15 protein-coding genes are annotated in these 19,893 nt (G+C 36.2%); 11 read left to right on the top strand and 4 right to left on the bottom strand.

Annotated elements, in window-relative coordinates:
• Positions 1-18: 18 nt before the first annotated feature.
• The 9 genes from HQN83_RS18695 (at position 19) to HQN83_RS18655 (ending at position 13,920) form a co-directional block, all read left to right on the top strand.
• Positions 19-633, top strand: coding sequence for a deoxynucleoside kinase (locus HQN83_RS18695; RefSeq protein ID WP_108205724.1), 615 nt, complete (start codon positions 19-21; stop codon positions 631-633).
• The gene (gene kdsB / locus HQN83_RS18690; RefSeq protein WP_173092207.1) at positions 634-1,368 is read left to right on the top strand and encodes a 3-deoxy-manno-octulosonate cytidylyltransferase; all 735 of its coding nucleotides are present in this window, start codon (positions 634-636) and stop codon (positions 1,366-1,368) included. It begins immediately after the preceding gene.
• Complete coding sequence (locus HQN83_RS18685; RefSeq protein WP_173092205.1) at positions 1,365-1,898, top strand: hypothetical protein; 534 nt, start codon at positions 1,365-1,367, stop codon at positions 1,896-1,898. Before kdsB ends, HQN83_RS18685 begins: the two co-directional genes overlap by 4 nt.
• Positions 1,899-2,218: 320 nt before the next feature.
• Positions 2,219-4,987: an outer membrane beta-barrel family protein gene (locus HQN83_RS18680; protein WP_173092203.1), complete on the top strand. Its 2,769-nt coding sequence runs from the start codon at positions 2,219-2,221 to the stop codon at positions 4,985-4,987.
• A 7-nt stretch (positions 4,988-4,994) separates the two neighbouring features.
• Positions 4,995-5,753, top strand: a complete 759-nt coding sequence (locus tag HQN83_RS18675; RefSeq protein ID WP_173092201.1) for a GLPGLI family protein — start codon at positions 4,995-4,997, stop codon at positions 5,751-5,753.
• A gap of 194 nt (positions 5,754-5,947) precedes the next feature.
• Positions 5,948-7,564 (top strand): CTP synthase, encoded by a 1,617-nt coding sequence (locus HQN83_RS18670; protein WP_173092199.1) that lies wholly within the window; start codon positions 5,948-5,950, stop codon positions 7,562-7,564.
• Positions 7,565-7,584: 20 nt separating this feature from the next.
• Positions 7,585-9,390 (top strand): membrane protein insertase YidC, encoded by a 1,806-nt coding sequence (gene yidC / locus HQN83_RS18665; protein WP_173092197.1) that lies wholly within the window; start codon positions 7,585-7,587, stop codon positions 9,388-9,390.
• 361 nt (positions 9,391-9,751) lie between these two features.
• A complete protein-coding gene (locus HQN83_RS18660) occupies positions 9,752-12,592 on the top strand; it encodes an alpha/beta hydrolase family protein (protein ID WP_173092195.1) in 2,841 nt (946 codons plus the stop codon).
• 56 nt (positions 12,593-12,648) lie between these two features.
• Entirely contained in the window at positions 12,649-13,920 is a 1,272-nt protein-coding gene (locus tag HQN83_RS18655) for a nucleoside recognition domain-containing protein (RefSeq protein WP_173092193.1), read from the top strand.
• A gap of 6 nt (positions 13,921-13,926) precedes the next feature.
• Here HQN83_RS18655 and HQN83_RS18650 read toward each other — a convergent pair whose 3' ends face one another.
• The gene (locus HQN83_RS18650; RefSeq protein ID WP_173092191.1) at positions 13,927-14,163 is read right to left on the bottom strand and encodes a hypothetical protein; all 237 of its coding nucleotides are present in this window, start codon (positions 14,161-14,163) and stop codon (positions 13,927-13,929) included.
• Positions 14,164-14,318: 155 nt separating this feature from the next.
• On the opposite strand from HQN83_RS18650, the gene HQN83_RS18645 reads away from it, so the two are divergent.
• Positions 14,319-14,720: an OsmC family protein gene (locus HQN83_RS18645; protein WP_173092189.1), complete on the top strand. Its 402-nt coding sequence runs from the start codon at positions 14,319-14,321 to the stop codon at positions 14,718-14,720.
• Positions 14,721-14,787: 67 nt separating this feature from the next.
• On the opposite strand, the gene HQN83_RS18640 is transcribed toward HQN83_RS18645, so the two are convergent.
• Positions 14,788-15,153 (bottom strand): response regulator transcription factor, encoded by a 366-nt coding sequence (locus HQN83_RS18640; protein WP_173092187.1) that lies wholly within the window; start codon positions 15,151-15,153, stop codon positions 14,788-14,790.
• A gap of 202 nt (positions 15,154-15,355) precedes the next feature.
• Here HQN83_RS18640 and HQN83_RS18635 point away from each other — a divergent pair, with 202 nt between their 5' ends.
• On the top strand, positions 15,356-16,726 hold the full coding sequence (locus HQN83_RS18635; protein WP_173092185.1) for an exonuclease domain-containing protein: 1,371 nt from the start codon (positions 15,356-15,358) through the stop codon (positions 16,724-16,726).
• Between the two features lie 80 nt (positions 16,727-16,806).
• Here HQN83_RS18635 and HQN83_RS18630 read toward each other — a convergent pair whose 3' ends face one another.
• Both HQN83_RS18630 and HQN83_RS18625 read right to left on the bottom strand, forming a co-directional pair.
• Entirely contained in the window at positions 16,807-17,256 is a 450-nt protein-coding gene (locus tag HQN83_RS18630; protein ID WP_173092183.1) for an META domain-containing protein, read from the bottom strand.
• 182 nt (positions 17,257-17,438) lie between these two features.
• The gene (locus HQN83_RS18625; protein WP_173092180.1) at positions 17,439-19,847 is read right to left on the bottom strand and encodes a TonB-dependent receptor domain-containing protein; all 2,409 of its coding nucleotides are present in this window, start codon (positions 19,845-19,847) and stop codon (positions 17,439-17,441) included.
• Positions 19,848-19,893 lie beyond the last annotated feature (46 nt).

The following is a 19,893-nucleotide window of genomic DNA, read 5'->3' as shown; positions in this document are numbered from 1 at the left end:
AATCTTCAAGAAAAGTATATGCATATAGCGATAGTAGGAAATATAGGAGCCGGAAAAACCACCTTAACAGGTTTACTGGCAAAAAATTATGGATGGGAAGCTCTATATGAAGCGGTAGATAACAATCCTTATCTTGAGGATTTTTACAGCGACATGAAAAGATGGAGTTTTAATCTTCAAATCTACTTTCTTAATAGTCGTTTCCAACAGATTGTAGATATACAGAACTTTAACCGAAATGTAATACAAGACAGAACTATATATGAGGATGCTCATATATTTGCTGATAACTTGCATGACATGGGCTTGATGACCACAAGAGATCATCAAAACTATAAGGCTATTTTTGCTAATGTTACCCAATTTATTAAACCACCTGATTTATTGGTTTACCTTCGTGCATCAGTGCCTACGCTTGTAAACAATATTCAACGCAGAGGTAGAGAATACGAGGCTAGCATCCGTATAGATTACTTATCTAAGCTAAACGAAAAATACGAAGCATGGATTAAGGATTATAAATTAGGTAATCTGCTTATCCTTGATAAAGACAAGCTAGACTTTACAAATAATCCTGAAGATCTGGGAACCATAATACAAGCAATTGAGGCCGAAATAAACGGATTATTTTAAATGAAGATACTGGGAATCATACCCGCAAGATATGCATCAACCCGTTTTCCGGGAAAACCTTTAGTACAAATTAAGGGTAAGAGTATGATTCAGCGGGTTTATGAGCAAGCCGGCAAAGCTAAAAGCCTGTCGGACGTGATTGTAGCTACCGATGATGAACGCATTGCTGCCGAAGTAAAACAGTTTGGCGGCAAGTTTATTTTAACAGGAAGCGACCATTTAAGTGGAACCGATAGATGTGCTGAAGTTGCAAATAACGTTTCAGGATATGACGCCATCATAAACATACAGGGTGATGAACCTTATATAGACCCTGAACAGATTGATCTTTTAGCATCATGTTTTAACGAGAAAGATGTTCAGCTAGCCACCTTAATTAAGGAAATACATACAGAAACTGAACTTTTCAATGTCAATATCCCTAAAGTTGTAGTCAATGGAAATGGCGAAGCCATTTATTTCAGTAGGCAAACAATCCCTTATATCAGAAATCAGGAAAAAGAGAACTGGTTAAATTCAAATCAGTTCTATAAACATATAGGTATTTACGGCTACACCTACCCTGCCCTTTTAGAAATCACTAAACTACCACCTTCATCTTTAGAACTTGCCGAAAGTTTGGAACAATTAAGATGGATAGAAAACGGGTATAAAATTAAAACCAAGGTAACGGAAATTGAAACTATTGCAATTGACACGCCTGAAGATTTAAATAAAATAAATGATAGCGCATGAAAAAACTGTTAGCCTGCCTTTTACTCTGCACCATTCTTTTAGTTGCATGTAATAATGCAAGTGATACAGCTGTTGGAGAACTTTCAAAAACTATTACCAAACCATTTAGTGACTCACTAAAAGCAGATACCTTTAAAGTACAAGTATTGGGTGATAAGCCGGATAATATGCACCTCGCGTTCTCCATCACCTCTTTTGATGGTAAACAGATTTACGATATAGATATTAAAGCTACTGATCTGTTTAAAAATTATATCGCTACAATAGATCTTAGCAAGAAAAAGAATCAGATTGAATTTCTGAAAGAAGAAGTTAATCGTTTTTTTGACGATGAGAACTTCATGGAGCCCGCCGTTGATGAAGAAGACAAGCCTGATGAAAACGTACCGGATAAATTATTTTTCGAAGAGCTAAAGAAAACAAAATTAAATGGATTCATCTATCGCTTGGGAAAAGAAAACAAAAACTACATAGCTTGGTCTACCAAAGAAGGAAAGGTAAAAACCTATTATAGCTGCTGTACTAAGTGAAATATTTTATTTTCACAAAAAAGCATATCAACACAATAAATGTGCATTCGACACGTTAAAAGGCATTCTGTTAAAATTGTTGAAAATTATTTGAAAAAAATATTATGATATTTTCAAATTTAACACTATGTTTATATAACGAAACAAAAAGAACCACGTAAAAGACTATAAATAAACAACCTAGAATATTCTAACCAAATATACTTTAAAGAAAGTGCCCGAAATATTTCGGGCCTTTTTTTTGATACCTACTCCACAAAAACCTCAAGTTGTCAAAAAACATTATTTTAGCTTTCTTAATAAATGTTACACGGTAATTTATGCTGAAAAGGTTATCCATTTTCATTTTCCTTACAATATCGTTTCTTGCCGTAAAAGCACAAAAAGCTAATATCAGCGGTAGGGTTATTGATACATTGGAAAAAAGAAATCTGGAATATAGTTCAGTGTTGCTCTTAAGAGCCGCCGATTCCGTAATGATTAAAACAACCAGAACTAATGCAACCGGACAGTTTGAGCTTAGGAATATTGCCAAAGGTGACTACAAATTATTGATCACCTTTCCTAAAATGGCCGACTATATTACCAATCTAAGGCTTTCTGATACTTCTTCTATAAATCTTGGTGATGTTAAAATGGAGCTTAAATCAAAACTCTTAAGTGAGGTAATTATAAAAGCAAAAAGTGCCGTTCGTATGAAAGGTGACACATTGGTATTTCAAGCCGACAGCTTTGCTGTGCGTACTAATGCTAATGTGCAAGAATTACTAAAACGCTTACCTGGCATCATTATCGATAAAAATGGTAATATCAAAGCTCAGGGTAAAGATGTAAAGACTGTTTTGGTTGATGGGGATGAATTTTTTGGCGACGACCCACTCCTGGCTACTAAATATTTAAAAGCTAATGCTGTTGAAGAAGTTCAAGTTTTTGATAAAAAAAGTAAAGCTGCAGAACTTACAGGTATAGATGACGGGGTGAAAAACAAAACCATCAATATTAAACTTAAAGAAAATGCGAAGAATGGCTACCTCGCCTCTTTAGATGCAAACAGGGGCTCTGATAATTTCCAGGATTACGGCGCCATGCTCGGTGTTTTTAAGAGCAAACTCAAAGCGGCCGCTTACGGAACACATTCTAATCTTACCAACGACTCCAAGATTAACCGTTCTATGCGTAAACTTAAGGGCGAGGATTATGACGTAATTGAAGTTGGCGATGACGGTAGTTCAATAATGTACTCATCGGGAGGAGATGATGATGACGACTATAGCTCCCCTACCAGCGGTTTACCTAACAATATTAATATGGGTGGTCATTTCTCCGATCGGTTTGAAGAAAATAAGATGGGTATTAAGCTTAATTTTAAAGGATTCGATTATAAAAACAAAAACATAAGGACTTCAAAATCTGAAGAACTTCTACCTAATGGTTCCTTATTTTCTAGTTCAGGAAGAAGTGAAGATAAATCAAAAAACACCGGAGAAAGTCTGAGAGGTAGCTACAATTATAATATAGATTCACTTTCTACCTTAAAAATAGCCTTTGGAGCCAAGCAGAACCGAAATCAACTTAACTCTACCAGCGATGATTTTACCCAAGATCAACGCGGTCTATTCATTAGTACAAATAACCAAGCCAATACAGGCTCTGGTCATAGCGAGGCATTTAATGGAAACATCAATTGGTCTAGACGATTCGCCAAAAAAGGAAGAACATTATCGATTGATATTCAACCGGAAAACCTATCCAGTAGAAACACAGAAAACAGCATAAACCGAACAAGGTATTACGACGACAACGGTCATGAAAATCGTGTTGAAAACACCAACCTAAATAAGAATAACACAAACGAACAAAATTCAATAGGCACAAGAGTCAGTTACACAGAGCCTTTGTCAAAAAGATGGGTATTAGAGGCTGGCTATAGCTTTAAAACCATATCATCAAGTAGTTACAGATTAGTTTCAGACAATAGCACCAACAAAATAGACTCTTTAAGTAATAACTTTAAATTCATCAACTTCTCCAATATCGGCAAAATAGTAACACAATATAAGGTCAAAAACTTCTCCATTTCTACAGGGCTGGAGGCAACTCAAACTAATTTTGAACTTAAAGATTTGGATCAAAAAAGCGACTTTGACCGCAACTATTTAAACCTTGCCCCAAGTACCAATATATTTTATAAAATAGACAACAATAGCAACTTATCTGTAAACTATAATGGCTACATGCAGCAACCCAGCATCAATCAGATACAACCGGTACGTCAGCTCAACAACCCTCTATTTCAAATAGTTGGAAACTCATCATTAAGACCGTCATTTACCAACAACTTTGGCCTTTCTTACAATAGCTTCCAATTTTCTACTGACCAGTACATATCAGGTTATTTTAGCTATGGGTTTACCACAAATGCAATAGTTGATACAGAGATAGTTGATGATTTTAATAAAAGGATATCCAGTTACACCAACCTTAATGGTAATAATTCGATAGCTGGAAATGTGTATTACTCAAAAGGCTTTCCTAAAATAAACTTCCGTTATGGAGTAGATTTAGGCTTTAACACATCAAACAATCAAACTATTTTAAATTTTACACGAAACAAAACCCGTAACACACAATTCAATTTAAGAACATCCTTCAATTATTACACCCATACACTTGATGTTAGCTATACACCATCGGCCAGTTTTATGTATGGAAAATCATCTATCGGCAGTATTAATGACGGTAAAAGTTTAATACACGATCATGAGTTTTCAGCAACCGTACAACTTCCCTACAAATTTGAGTTTAACACAACCATGTCCCTATCCTTCCGTCCTGCCAACTCATCTTTTAATAAAGACTTAAATGTAGCCATCCTAAATGGCTACCTGGCAACCAAAGTATTAAAGAATGAAGCACTTGAAATTAAGTTATCTATAACCGATGCGCTTAATCAAAAAATTGGTTACAACAGATATGTGGGTGGAAACATTAAGAGTGAAAGCACGTTTAGCTATATCCCCAGATATATATTATTTGGAATAAACTGGAATTTAAGTGGTAATTTTATTAAGAAATCCAGCGTTAAATAGCTAATAGATGAACAGGCCTATATTTTTTCTTATTTTCTGTCTGCTGCCGTTTAAGCTGCTTTCCCAACAACTTTTTATTCCCAATGGAAAAATTACATTCGAGAAAAAAGTAAACATGGCCCGTACCTTAGCCAATCTAGGCATTTCTGAAGAAGTTAAAGGAACCATGACCAAGTACAAAACGAGCAATTGGGACCTCTGTTTTGACCGTACAAGATCTATTTATAAAGCACAAAAAAAAGACGATACGGATGATGATCTAATGTATTTCATCTCGCCCGGTGAATCTACCAACGAACTGTATGCTGATTACGCAAACAAAAACCGCGTATTAAAGAAAAGCATTATGGGTGAAGACTATCTTTTAAAAGATTCGATACCAAATGTAGATTGGAAAATCATGCATGAAGTGCGTACCATTTCAGGATATGAATGTCGAAAAGCTATTGGTCGTATTAATGACACCGTATATGTAATTGCATTTTATACTGATGAGATTCTTTTAAGAGGTGGCCCTGAAGGATTCAGTGGTTTACCTGGCATGATACTCGGCCTTGCCATTCCTCGATTAAACACCACCTGGTTTGCCACAAAAATTGAAGCTTTCACTAATTTCAATAATGAAATTCAACCACCCACAAAAGGAAAAAAAGCAGAAACAGACAAAGAATTAAAGAAATTAATAGAGCTTTTTACTCGCTACACTGGCAGTAAAGACCAGAAACCAGAAGAAACTCGTAAAAAGATCTATGGTTTTACCCTTTAATTAGGCCTCCTTATATAATTGTTATTCAGCAATTACAAGGCCTATTATCTTTACAATTTCATTAAAACATTTTTTCCTTTACGAATATTTAAAAAAAGAGCCTTAAAGCTTCGGTTTATTTGCTAACTTTGTATCCCGTACAAAAACAATAAAAACAGCGTTAAAAACTGTTTTTATATCAGAAATTCACAAACATGACTAAGTATATTTTTGTTACGGGCGGTGTTACTTCCTCTTTGGGTAAGGGCATCATCTCCGCTTCATTAGCCAAACTATTACAAGCACGCGGCTACAGTGTAACCATTCAAAAGTTTGACCCGTATATCAACATCGATCCGGGAACTCTAAACCCTTACGAACATGGCGAATGCTATGTTACCGAAGATGGTGCAGAAACAGACCTTGACCTTGGTCACTATGAGCGTTTCTTAAACGTTCCAACCACGCAGGCTAACAACATTACTACTGGTCGTATTTATCAGAATGTAATTAACAAAGAAAGACAAGGTGAGTACCTTGGTAAAACAGTGCAGGTTGTACCTCATATCACAGATGAGATCAAAAAAAACATGCGCATTTTAGGCGAGACCGGTAAATACGATATTGTTATCACTGAATTGGGCGGTACTGTTGGTGATATCGAATCACTTCCTTTCATTGAGGCTGTACGTCAGTTCAAGTGGGAAGAAGGCGCTAACAATGCCATCGTTATTCACTTAACCCTGGTTCCATTCCTTGCCGCAGCCGGTGAGTTAAAAACCAAGCCTACACAACACTCTGTTAAAGCTTTATTGGAATACGGAATACAACCCGATATTTTGGTTTGCCGTACTGAGCATCATATCAATCAAGACATCCGTAAAAAAATTGCCTTGTTCTGTAATGTAAACGTTAATGCAGTAATCGAATCTATTGATGCATCATCAATCTATTCAGTTCCTTTATTAATGATGAAAGAGCAGCTTGACAAAACAGTTTTAACTAAATTAAAACTAGCTCATAAAAATGAACCTGATATGGAAAGCTGGAAAGATTTCCTTGGTCGTTTAAAAAACCCTACTTCAGAAGTAACAATAGGTGTTGTTGGTAAATATGTAGAGTTACCAGATGCTTATAAATCTATAACTGAATCTTTTGTTCATGCAGGTGCTAAGAACGAATGTAAAGTACGTGTTCAATACATCCACTCAGAAGGTGTTTATCCTGATAATGTCAAAGAAAAACTTGGCCATTTAGATGGCTTACTTGTTGCTCCAGGTTTTGGAAGCAGAGGTATCGAAGGAAAAATTGACGCTATTAAATACGTAAGAGAAAACAACGTTCCTTTCTTTGGAATTTGTTTAGGTATGCAATGTTCTGTTATTGAGTATGGCAGAAATGTACTTGGACTACAAAACGCGAACACTACCGAAATTGATGAAAACACTGAGCATCCGGTAATCAATATGATGGAAGATCAGAAAAACATCACTAACAAAGGTGGTACCATGCGTTTAGGTTCATATCCATGTGACCTTAAAAAAGGTACTAAGGCTTTTGCTGCTTACGGAAAACAACACATTACCGAACGTCACAGACATCGTTATGAGTTCAACAATGCTTATTTAAATCAGTTTGAAGAAGCAGGAATGATTGCTTCAGGTATCAATCCTGACAGTAATCTGGTAGAAATTGTTGAGCTTAAAAACCACCCTTTCTTTGTTGGCGGACAATTTCACCCAGAATTAAAATCAACAGTTGCAAATCCTCACCCACTTTTTGTTAAATTTGTCGCCGCTGCGATGGAGTTTGCGAAGAAGAAAACAAAATAATACGCGTTTAATTAACAATAATGGATAGAAATACGTTTACAGGATTATTCCTGATCATGATTGTTCTGGCAGGTTCTTTTTACTTTTTCAAGCCAAGTGAGGCTGAAATGAAAAAAGAAAATGAAAGAATTGCTGCTGATTCTATAAAGAAAGCAACAGCTAATAGCACTGCTACTCCTGCTGCAGCTACCGTTGCTGCAATACCAGCTGTTGATTCGGCTGCATTAAAAGGTCCTTTTGGTGGTAACATCGCAGGCACAGTGCAAACCAGCGTTTTAGAAAATGAGAATTTAAAATTAACGCTTACCAACAAAGGTGGTAAAATCCTTTCTGCAGAAGTTAAAGGACAAAAAACTTATGATGGTAAACCGGTAATATTATTTGATGGTGACCAAAACAAATTTGGTTTAAACCTTAATATAGGTGGCAAAATTGTAAGCACCAATGATTTGTACTTTACTGCTTCTAAAAATGGCAACAGCATTAACATGCGTGCCAATTACTCTGGAGATAAATACATTGAGTACGTTTACGATTTAAAACCAAACAGCAGTAAAGTTGGTTTCAATATCAACCTAAATGGTTTAAACCAGGTTATTCAAAACAATACAATTACCTTAAACTGGGAAGCTACTTTACTTGAGCAAGAAAAATCAGGTAAAAAAGAGCAGGAACATTCGGCTCCATATTACAAATATGCTGGCGAAAACCCTAACCATTTAAGTGTTGCTAAAGATGAGAAAGAAGAATTAAAAGAAGGAAAAATAGAATGGTTCTCTTTCAAACAACACTTCTTCTCGGCAGTACTAATTCCAACAGTTCCTTTTGATAAAGGTGATCTTGAAGTTAAAGTGAGTACTCAGCCAGGCCAAATTAAATGGTATGGTGCTAATATGCAACTTACGTTTAACCAATTAGCTGCTCAAAACTATTCAATGGAGTTCTATTTTGGAACCAACAAGTTTTCTACTTTAAAAGCTCAAGGGCATGAATTAGAGAAACAAGTTGATATGGGATACTGGCCATTAAAATACATCAACAGATTTATTGTGTTGCCTGTATTTAACTTCCTTGAGGGATTTGGTTGGAGCTATGGTTTAATTATTCTTCTGCTTACCGTTATGCTAAAGGTGGCAATGTCTCCGCTAACCTACAAATCATACCTTTCAATGGCTAAGATGAGAATCTTAAAACCTGAAATGGATGAAATTAAAGCAAAAGTAGGTGAAGATAACCCAACATTATTGCAACAAGAATATTTGAAACTTTACAAGCAAGTGGGTGTAAATCCATTGGGTGGCTGTTTACCAATGTTGCTACAGTTACCATTTGTAATGGCGTTCTTCTTCTTCTTCCCTAACTTATTTGAGTTAAGAGGCGAGAGCTTTTTATGGATGAAGGACCTTTCTACATATGATGATTTCATCAAGTTTGGTGTAAACATCCCTATTCTGGGTAATCACTTAAGTTTAATGTGTATCCTGATGACTATTTCCACATTAATCTATACTTATTTTAACAATCAGATTTCTGGTGCAACCGGCCAAATGAAATACATTGGTTACATTATGCCAATCGTATTCTTGGGTGTATTAAATAGCTACCCTTCAGGTTTGAACTATTACTACTTCCTAGCCAACATGCTAACGTTTGCTCAACAGTTCTTGATTAAATCTATGGTAGATGATGAGAAAATCCATAGAACACTTCAGGAAAACAAAACAAAACCTGTTGCAGAGAAAAAGAAATCAAGATTCAGTGCTAAGTTAGAAGACTATATGCGTCAACAACAACAAGCTCAAATTCAACAGAAAAAGAACAAATAGTTCTTAACTATATTTTTCAAAAAAGCCTGCATCAATAATATTGATGCAGGCTTTTTTTATGTAGGTGTTTGTGATGTAGGTGTTTTTTTTATGCAGGTATTTCAGAACAGCTCCATATGCACCCCGTCATCCTGAATTTATTTCAGGACCTCTCAAGAGAAAGAAAACCTTGCTAGTGTGAGGTCCTGAAATAAATTCAGGATGACGAGCGCCTTATAGCAAAATACTTAAGGATAAGCCCAAATTCACGTTAAAAACACACTTATTTTTGTAAAATTTGATATACAATAGTGATATGTCTTAAAATTTTCTAATTTTTAGGGTTCCAGAACTAACCAGGGATAAAACAACCATTTATATTATGCAGAAATATCTAATTCTCTCTCTCCTATTTTTTACGACAATCAGTTTTGCGCAGAAGAAACCGCTAGACCATTCCGTGTATGATACATGGGAATCTATTGCTTCAAGAAAATTATCAAACAATGGGAATTGGGCAGCATACGGAATTGCTGTTCAAGAGGGAGATGCAAACTTATACCTAACCAACTTGCTTACTAATGTAAAAACCAAAGTAAACAGAGCAGAAAGCGCACAGTTTAGTGCCGATTCTAAATTTGCTGCTTTTGCAATTAAACCGTTTTACTCTGCTATAAGACAAGCCAAAATTAAAAAGAAAAAACCGGAAGAGATGCCTAAGGACTCACTGGGAATAGCCAACCTAACCAATCTCGCTATTGTAAAAGTTGCGCGCGTAAAATCGTTCAAACTACCGGAAAATGGCTTGGCGCTACTTGCTTACCAATTAGAAAAACCAATAGATACCTCAAAAAAAGCAACTGTAACCGGTACTGACAAAAGAGATAACGATTCGGACTTCTTTGTAGATGAGGACTCCACAAAAAAAGATGATAAAGAAGGCTCTGATCTTGTTTTCAGGAACCTGACAACAGGTACTGAGCGTACTTTTAAATATGTAAGTGAATATATTTTTAGTAAAGACGGCAAACAGCTTGTTTTCGCTTGTACAGGTTCAAAAAAAGATAAAGCTGCACAAACAGGAGTTTTTTTGTTAAACACAGACAAAGGCACGCTTAAAACATTAGTTAGTGGAAAAGGAAACTTCAAAAACTTTGTTTTTGACGACGAAAGTGAATCGGTAGCATTTCTTGGCGAAAGAAGTCCTGAAAAAGCTGAAATTAAAGACTATTTCATTTACTACAATTCGCCATCATTAGATACTGCTCAAATTTTGGTAGACAATGAAATACCGGGCATCCCTGCGAAATGGGCTGTTAGTGGTGATGGAAAATTGAACTTTAGCAAAGAGGGTACAAAACTATTTTTCGGTATCGCTCCTATCAAAAAGCCAAAAGACACCACGCTTATCGATTTTGAACATGCAAAGCTTGATGTATGGAGCTATAAGGATGATTACTTACAGCCAATGCAGCTAAAAAATGCTGATAAAGAAGCTAAGAGAACTTATTTAACTTCTATTGAGATATTTAACAGCGATGTAAAAGTAGTGCCTTTAACAGATCCAAAACTTCCTGAAGCGAAGCTGATTGATGAGGGTAACTCCAACTTTGTATTGGCATCAACAGATTTTGGGAATAGAATCCAATCTCAGTGGTCTGGAAATGCGATAAAGGATTATTACTTGGTTGATACAAAAACAGGTGCAAGGAAAAAGATCATTGCTGGCTTAATGGGGAATGCTACAGCATCTCCATCAGGAAAGTATGTACTTTATTTCGACAAAAAGACATCTAACTGGTACACTTATAACACTTTAACAGCCAAGGTTACACATTTAAATAACGGTCTTAGCGTGAAATTAGTTGATGAGGAAAATGATGTACCAGATCAACCCGACGCATACGGCGTTGCTGCTTGGACTGAGGAAGACAAAGCTGTTCTATTGTACGACAGATATGATATCTGGGAATTTTCTCCAGATGGAAAAGGTGCACCGCAAAACATTACCAATGGTTATGGCAGACAAAATAACATTACTTTCCGCTATCAAAAATTAGATTCTAACAGTCGTTTTTTAAGTAAAAGAGAAGTAGTCCTGCTTGATGCTTTTAACAACATAACTAAAGAAAATGGCTATTACAGAAAAAACATTGGCGACAATAAAAGTCCTGAACTTGTTGTAATGGCTAAATTTAAATATTCAAACTTAAGTAAAGCCAGAGGCGAAGAACGCTATATTTACGACAAAGCGAACTACACCAACTCTCCTAATGTGTTTGTATCAACTGATATGAAAACGGAGGTTAAATTAAGTAACACCAATCCACAACAACAAAACTACAACTGGGGAACTGCAGAGCTGGTTAACTGGACAACGCCTAAGGGCTTTAAATCTGATGGGATCTTGTATAAACCAGAAGATTTTGACCCAGCTAAGAAATATCCAATGATCGTATATTTCTACGAGAAATTATCAGATGGATTATATACTTATCAAGCACCTGCTCCTACTCCTTCAAGATTAAATATCTCTTATTTTGTAAGTAATGGTTACCTGGTTTTTGCACCTGATATTAGCTATGAAAATGGTTATCCTGGTAAATCTGCCGAAGAGTTTATCAATTCGGGTGTAGAGTTTTTAAAGAAAAACTCTTGGGTTGATGGTAGTAAAATTGGTATTCAGGGACAAAGTTGGGGTGGCTATCAAGTTGCTCACCTAATTACAAAAACCAATATGTATGCTGCCGCATGGGCAGGTGCTCCTGTAGTAAATATGACTTCGGCTTACGGTGGTATGCGTTGGGAAAGTGGTATGAACAGACAGTTCCAGTACGAAAAAACTCAAAGCAGAATTGGTGCTACTTTATGGGAAAAACCAGAATTATACATCGAAAACTCTCCTTTATTTGCCTTACCTAAAGTATCTACTCCTGTAGTAATTATGGCCAACGATGCCGACGGTGCAGTGCCATGGTACCAAGGAATTGAAATGTTTACAGGTCTAAGAAGATTGGGCAAACCGGTATGGATGTTAAATTACAATAACGAGGCACATAATCTGGTAAAGCGTCAGAATAGAAAAGACATACAAATACGTGAACAACAGTTTTTTGATTACTATTTAAAAGGTTCTAAAGCTCCTGCATGGATGACTCAGGGTATACCTGCAACCGAAAAGGGTAAAACATGGGGTTTTGAACTTACTGATGAAAAGCCTTAGGGATATATTATTTTAAATCCATACATTAACATCGTTAAACAAACTATCCCTAATTAATGGCATTAAGCAGAATCTGGTCAGGCTTTATTATTGTAGCTATTGTTGTAGCCTCTATAAAATGTTTCTTTTTTGGACAATCTGATATATTTAACTGGATGGTCATTGGCAAAGCCAGTGACCCTGCAAACCCCTTAAAACTAGATGGCATTATCGAAACTTGTTGGGTTTCTGTAGAGTTATGTCTTAAATTAATTGGTATTCTGGCTTTATTTATCGGACTTATGAGCATTGCTGAAAAAGCCGGGGGTATTCGTTTGTTATCGCGTATAGTTGGGCCTTTCTTTTCCAAGCTATTTCCGGATATACCAAAAGGACACCCATCTATGGGTCATATGATCATGAACTTTTCCGCTAATTTATTAGGATTAGATAATGCAGCTACTCCTTTTGGCCTAAAAGCTATGGAAAGTTTGCAGGAACTAAACCCAAGTAAAGACACAGCCTCGAATGCACAGATCATGTTTTTATGTTTACATGCGGCAGGTTTAAACTTAATTCCGGTTAGTGTTATTGCTATAAGAGCTTCTCAAAATGCATCTAATCCAACCGATATTTTTATCCCTTGTCTTATCGTAACCTTTGTGGGTACTATAGCTGCAATGTTAATTGTTTCTTTCAAACAAAAAATCAACCTTTTACAACCGGTAGTAATCGGATGGATTTTGAGTCTTTCTTTCATCATTTCCTTGTTGGTTTTATACATCACCTCACTTAACGCTGAAGGGATAAAATCATTTTCAGGTATTTTGAGCAATGGGTTAATACTATTGGTTTTTCTACTGATCGTACTTGGAGGGATATATAAAAAGATTGATGTTTTCGATGCCTTTGTTGAGGGTGCAAAAAATGGTTTTGATACCGCTATAAAAATCATTCCTTACCTTGTTGGGATGCTGGTTGCCATAAGTCTGCTTCGTACCAGTGGCACATTTGACGTTATAATTGGCGGAATCAAAAGCTTTTTTGCTTTTTTAGGGGCTGATACTAGATTTGTTGAAGGCTTACCTACAGCTTTGATAAGACCTTTAAGTGGTGGCGCCGCAAGAGGAATGATGGTAAGCACTATGGAAACATATGGCCCAGATTCATTTGCAAGCAGGCTTTCTGGAATATTCCAGGGTGCATCTGATACTACATTTTATGTAATTGCAGTTTATTTTGGCTCTGTGAGTATTAAAAACACGCGCTATGCGATTGGCGCTATGCTATTAGCCGATCTTGTTGGCGTATGTACAGCTATTGGCTTAGCTTATTTGTTTTTTGGATAAATAATACTACGAAGGTTCTACTGAGGTTATCCTGCTGATGATCTGCTCTAATACTGTGGGTTCAACGCTAGTATGCTTAGATGATCTCCAGGTTGAGGTTGAATCTAACCATACGCAAAACGAATGATAGCCATCTACAATTACAGCGTAGGTTTCGTGGAAATCATCCTGTATACGCATACAGAATCCATTGATTGGCTTGCCCTGAACATCGAATCTGAAATTTAAATAGCTACTTAACATACTGTTATTTGGTTAGTTACACATATAACAAATTAAGATATAATATGTTTCTCCTATTTTAAGTACCTGCTATATTATTGTTAACTCTGTATGTTTATTTTAGGAATGTGAATACTTAAATTTAATTGTAGCTTTATCTGCACAACACATAAAACATGGCAGATACTCAAATTACCGCAATTACAGAGCTAGACAGATCTCATTATAAAACTAAAGTTTACGCAGGAGGCCATTTTATCTATTCTGACGAGCCCGAAAGCATTGGCGGAACAGATGAAGGCATGACACCAGGTGCGTTGCTCTTGGCTAGCCTGGGCAGCTGTACAGCCATTACAGTTAGAATGTATGCAGATCGTAAACAATACAACCTTGATGGAATAAAAGTAGAACTGGCAATTTGTGATGAAAAGGACATGAATAAGGAAACTACCATCACCAGAAAAATTGAACTGATTGGTACGTTAACAGACGAAGAGCGTCAGCGTTTGATGCAGATTGCAGATAAATGCCCTATTCATAAAATCCTGAGCAATCCTATAAAAATTGAAACACACTAATTTTTTATAACGTTACTATATAGAATTTAGTACTATCTATACATTAATTAGTACAGTAAAGAAATAGTTAAGCTGCAAATTGTGCTTTTACTTTTTTAACTAAACTATCAATATCAAATGGCTTCGAAAGGAAGTCATTTGGTGAATCAGGTAATTTTAAAACACTCTGAAGATTGTGGCTTGCAGAGATCATAACAACCGGAATACTTTTAAATAAAGAGTGGTTTTTTATGGCTTTACAAATATCTCTGCCATCTATTCCGCCTAGCATTACGTCTAACAATATCAGATCAGGTCTCATTGATGAGATTACGTTTAATACATTTCTCCCACTAGTTAAAGTAGAAACTTCAAAACCTTCACTTTCCAATACAATCTTAATAATTTCAACTATATCGCTATCGTCGTCAACTGCTAGTATCTTTCTTGACATTACATTAACTATTTTTAGTTAATTACAAGCTATTTATATGCCATACTTTTCATTCTTATTAATTAACTGTTAAAAGAGTGATATGGGACACTTTTTGTTGGGACTTATTTATATCAACAAAATTTTTCACTAAATACCAATAGTTTTATTTATTACTAATTTTTTTAGCATATTTACACTTTATAAAAGTTCATAAAAAATCATGCTTTACGCTGTAGTAGATATAGAAACAACTGGAGGTTTTGCCTCAGGAAATGGAATCACCGAGATTTCAATTCTTATTCATGATGGCGTTTCTGTGGTAGATACTTTTGAAACGCTAATTAATCCCGCGCAGGAGATTCCTGAATACATTCAGGCATTAACCGGTATCAGTAATGAGATGGTGATGGATGCTCCTTTATTTGAGGATATAGCGGAAAAAATATATGAACTACTGCACGATAAAACATTTGTAGCACATAATGTAAATTTCGATTATTCTTTTGTTAAACACCAGCTATCACTTGCAGGTTATGAACTACTATGCAATAAACTTTGTACCGTAAGGCTTAGCCGTAAATTGTTGCCTGGGCACCGCTCCTATAGTCTGGGTAAATTATGTAGTGCTTTAGGAATTGAGCTAAACAACAGACACCGTGCGGGTGGAGATGCTGCCGCTACCGCAATTTTACTGGGTATACTGTTAGAAGCTGATTCAGAAGGTATCATCAAGCAATCACTTAGTAAAATTTCAAAAGAGCAGGCCTTACCCCCTAATTTACCCAAATCAGAAGTAGATAAACTGCCATTGAGTCCTGGCGTGTACTATTTTAAAGATCAAAAAGGAAAAGTTATATATATTGGAAAAGCTAAAAGCTTAAAAAAAAGGGTTTGTTCTCATTTTACAGGTAATAGCATTACCAAACAGCGTCAGAATTTCCTCAAGGACATCTACAGTGTTGACTTTGAGATTTGCGGTACAGAACTGATGGCTTTTATACTTGAGGCTTCTGAGATCAAAAAGTTATGGCCAGAAAATAACAGGGCATTAAAGCGTTTTGAGCAGAAATATAGCTTATTTGCTTTCGAGGATCAGAAGGGATATATAAGATTAGGTATCGATAAGTTTAAAAAGAATACGCCTGTTTTATACAGTTTCAATACCATTTTAGAAGGTCATAATCTCTTAAAAGCATTAATAAAAGAGCATTTATTGTGCGAAAAACTATGTTTTATTCAGAAAAACAGGCAATGTTGCACCGCTCATGAAGAGGGCAAATGCGCAGGTGCTTGTTTAGGTAAAGAGTCCGCAGCGGCTTATAATGTGCGGGTTAAATATGCAATAGATGATTTGAAGTTGATGTTACCCACTTTTGCAGTTATTGATAAAGGCAGAACAGAAGATGAGCAAAGCTGTCTGCTTGTAGAACAAGGGAAGTTTTATGGGATGGGATACATTTCCCACCATACTGATATTAACGAACCTGAGCAGCTTAAATCGGCATTACAGCCATATCCATCTAATGATTACATACTCCATATGATAATGTCTCATACCGAGCAGTTCCCTCAAAAGAAAATAGCCATTTAAGCTACCGGCTTTTCTTTTTATATTGATATGATTTATAATTTTTGGGAAGCCCATGAATACACATAGCCTTCCCAAAAATGTTATTTCTTTGTAAAACGCATTAAAGCAAGATCACCTTGCGATAAAGTCAAAACGTTGTCCTTCACTTCGTAGCTATCTACTTTTTTAAGCATATCTAAAAAGCGTTTTTCTCCTTCGCCTTCGCAAAATCTCATTGTCATAGCACCTGGTTCAGAAACACTTAATTTATTTCCACTAATGGTTACTTTGCTACCAAATACATTACAGCTTGTATTACCATTCATTTCGCCTGCAACTTTACCAAAACTAATACTTGGTTTTGTATCAGGGTACAAACCATTAAAGGCTATTCTTACTCCAGTAATGTAGTTTAGTTCCCAAGAACCCGTCAGCTGAGCAGCTGACTTATCCGCTGATGTTTTTTCTGTATTTTTTTTCATCATGTTACAAGATGACAATGCTCCTAAAGAGGAAAGCGCAATTAGCGCAATAAAGATTGGCTTATTCATAAAGCTAGAATTGAATGTTTTTTATGTGTAGTTAGTAATTCCATAAATTAATATGGTTAAGCGCAAAAGTATACATTGAATTTAACGATTTTAAATTAAATTCAAGAAAATTTAAACGCTTAAACATTAAGTATTTTACTACGAAATAAACCGCTAACCACCATTACTTTACCAGCCCTATCTTAAAACTTGTAGCTATAACCAATTCTAAAAACCTGCGTTTCAAAATAGTCTGTACTGATCAATTTAAATCCATTACCGGCTATTTCTCTTGTAGGATTTAAGGTGTTAAACAAATCTGTACCATTCAAAAACAGCTCTCCTCTCCCATTTTGGATTTGTTTCTTTGCCCCCATATCTACCGAAAACCTTGATCCAATCTTTCCCTGAGGAATAATATCAGGTGCCAAATAAATGGCCGAGACCTGCAATTCTGTCTTTTTAGGTAATTTGAATATTCCGTTTAATTTTGAATTCCACGAAGTAATACTTTCCTTTCCCATAGTATACACCGTCGGAACTGGATATTTGTTGCTTACCGTAAATTCATCGATGGTATTTTTGTACAAAGCAGCACTGGCATTAAAAGAAATCCATGGAGCAAGCTCTTGATTGTAAGTCACCTCAGCACCAGTATTACGACTTTTACCTGCATTTTGAAAGATATTATAAATCAGTGTACTTCCCGGAACTACAGTGGCAATCCTGGTAATAGTGGCATTTATCATTTTATGGTAAACAGCAGAATAAACACTTCCTTTACTCCAGGTTAACCTATAGCCTGTTTCTATATTTCTGGTAAATTGAGGTCGCAGTGTTGGATTACCGACTTTAATTACCTCAGGTTCATCATACTTTGGAAATATTCGTATGTCCACTTCATTTGGCCTATCAACTCTTTCATTATAAAACACAGAAACTTTGTTTCTCTCATTAAGTTTATAAGCCAAGCGAAGGTTTGGAAACGGACGTGTATAATCATAGCCATCGCTTTTATAGGTATTATGATTAGGATTCACATCATAGTTTACCTTTACATACTCAAGTCTTAAACCTGCCTCCAACTCAAAGCTATTGTTCTCAAAAACATAGTTACCATATACTGCAGGAATAGTTTCCTTGTAATCAGCCCAACCACCGGCATTAACATCCAAAGGAGAGTTAAGTCCAGGAAAAAACTGCATATTGGTGGGTATTGTTCTTCTTCTGAATTTTACACCACCTTCCAATCTACCATGCTTTAATGGCTTAACGTAATCAAGGTTTAGATCAGCCACATGCTCATCAGAAAGCAGCTTAAATGAGTCCTCTCCTGTAAATGTGGGCATAATATTGGTGAAAAAATATTTCTCATCTTCCCTGTGAAAAGTGTAGTTGAAACTAACATTCAGTAAATGGCCTGGTTGCTTAAATTTATGCTGAAAAAGTGCCGCTCCCGTGGCTGTATATTTAACCTCATCTTCCAGAAACTGCCACAAACGACTGCGCTCAGTAAAGTCTTTATTAAAATACGGGATATCACCTCTGTCAAGAATCTTTTCTCTGTTGAGATAGGCTGAAACTGTAAAGGTGTTCTGATCATCTGGATTCCAGTCCATCCCAGTTTTTACGGTTGAAAATGTTGTTGTTCTATTCCGTTTTACCTGCTGATTGATTACCGTTCCATCATCATAAATTCTTTGGGCAAAATCATTCCTGTTTAGCGTTTGGGTATACAACCAATCGGCTTGCAGAAATGTGTTTACTTTGTTTTTTCTGTAGTTAAGTGATAAGGATGGATTTAATTTAGGGGTTGCCTGATATTGCGGCCTTATAGTTGGCAGGTTCTCTTTTCTAATCCATAGTGCACCGAGTCCGCTTGTTAGACCAATTTTACCGTTTAGCCCCTCCTGTCTGTTCTTTTTATAAATGATGTTAATGATACCCGAATTGCCGTTTGCATCAAATTTAGCCGAAGGATTATTGATGATCTCTATACGCTCTATTGCTGATGAAGGGATATTATCTAATCCGCTCTGACTACCAAATCCGGTAACAGCATTCTGTTTCCCATCAATCAGAACGGCTACTTTATCGTTACCGCGAAGCTGAACTTTACCATCCTGAATGGTAACTCCTGGCAAATTTTGCATAGCCTGTAATACCGAACCTCCTGTTTGAGTTGCATTATTGGCCAGTGTAAAGGTTTTCTTATCCATTTTATCGGAAACCCCATCTTTGGCAGTAGTGCCAACAACTGTGATTTCGTTCAACATCTTGCTATCTTCCTGAAGTTCAAAATGTCCCAAGTCCAGAAATGCACTCAATGTCCCTATACTAAACGGTTGCTTTATCGTTTTAAAGCCAAGCATCGAAATCTCTATAATGTAATTGCCATTTTTTACATTGGCTAATGTAAACCTGCCCTCATCATTGGTTACCGTCCCGACAACGAAACTGCTGTCAATTGGTATTTTTAGTACAATGTTTGTGTAAGGCAGAGCACCTTTTTTAATGTCCCTCACTATTCCTGAAACGGTAACAGTGGAATTACTTTGCGCAGCAACAAATAGTGGCAGCATAAAAAGAAGAATGGAGATAAGTCTGTGCATAAGAATCGTTTTGCACCAAAGTTGCCTATCAAATTGGGAGAAAATT

This window comes from Pedobacter foliorum, from assembly GCF_013266735.1.
Taxonomy (GTDB): domain Bacteria; phylum Bacteroidota; class Bacteroidia; order Sphingobacteriales; family Sphingobacteriaceae; genus Pedobacter; species Pedobacter foliorum.
The sequence above is the reverse complement of the archived record's forward strand: the minus strand, read 5'-3'. Positions and strand labels throughout refer to the sequence as shown.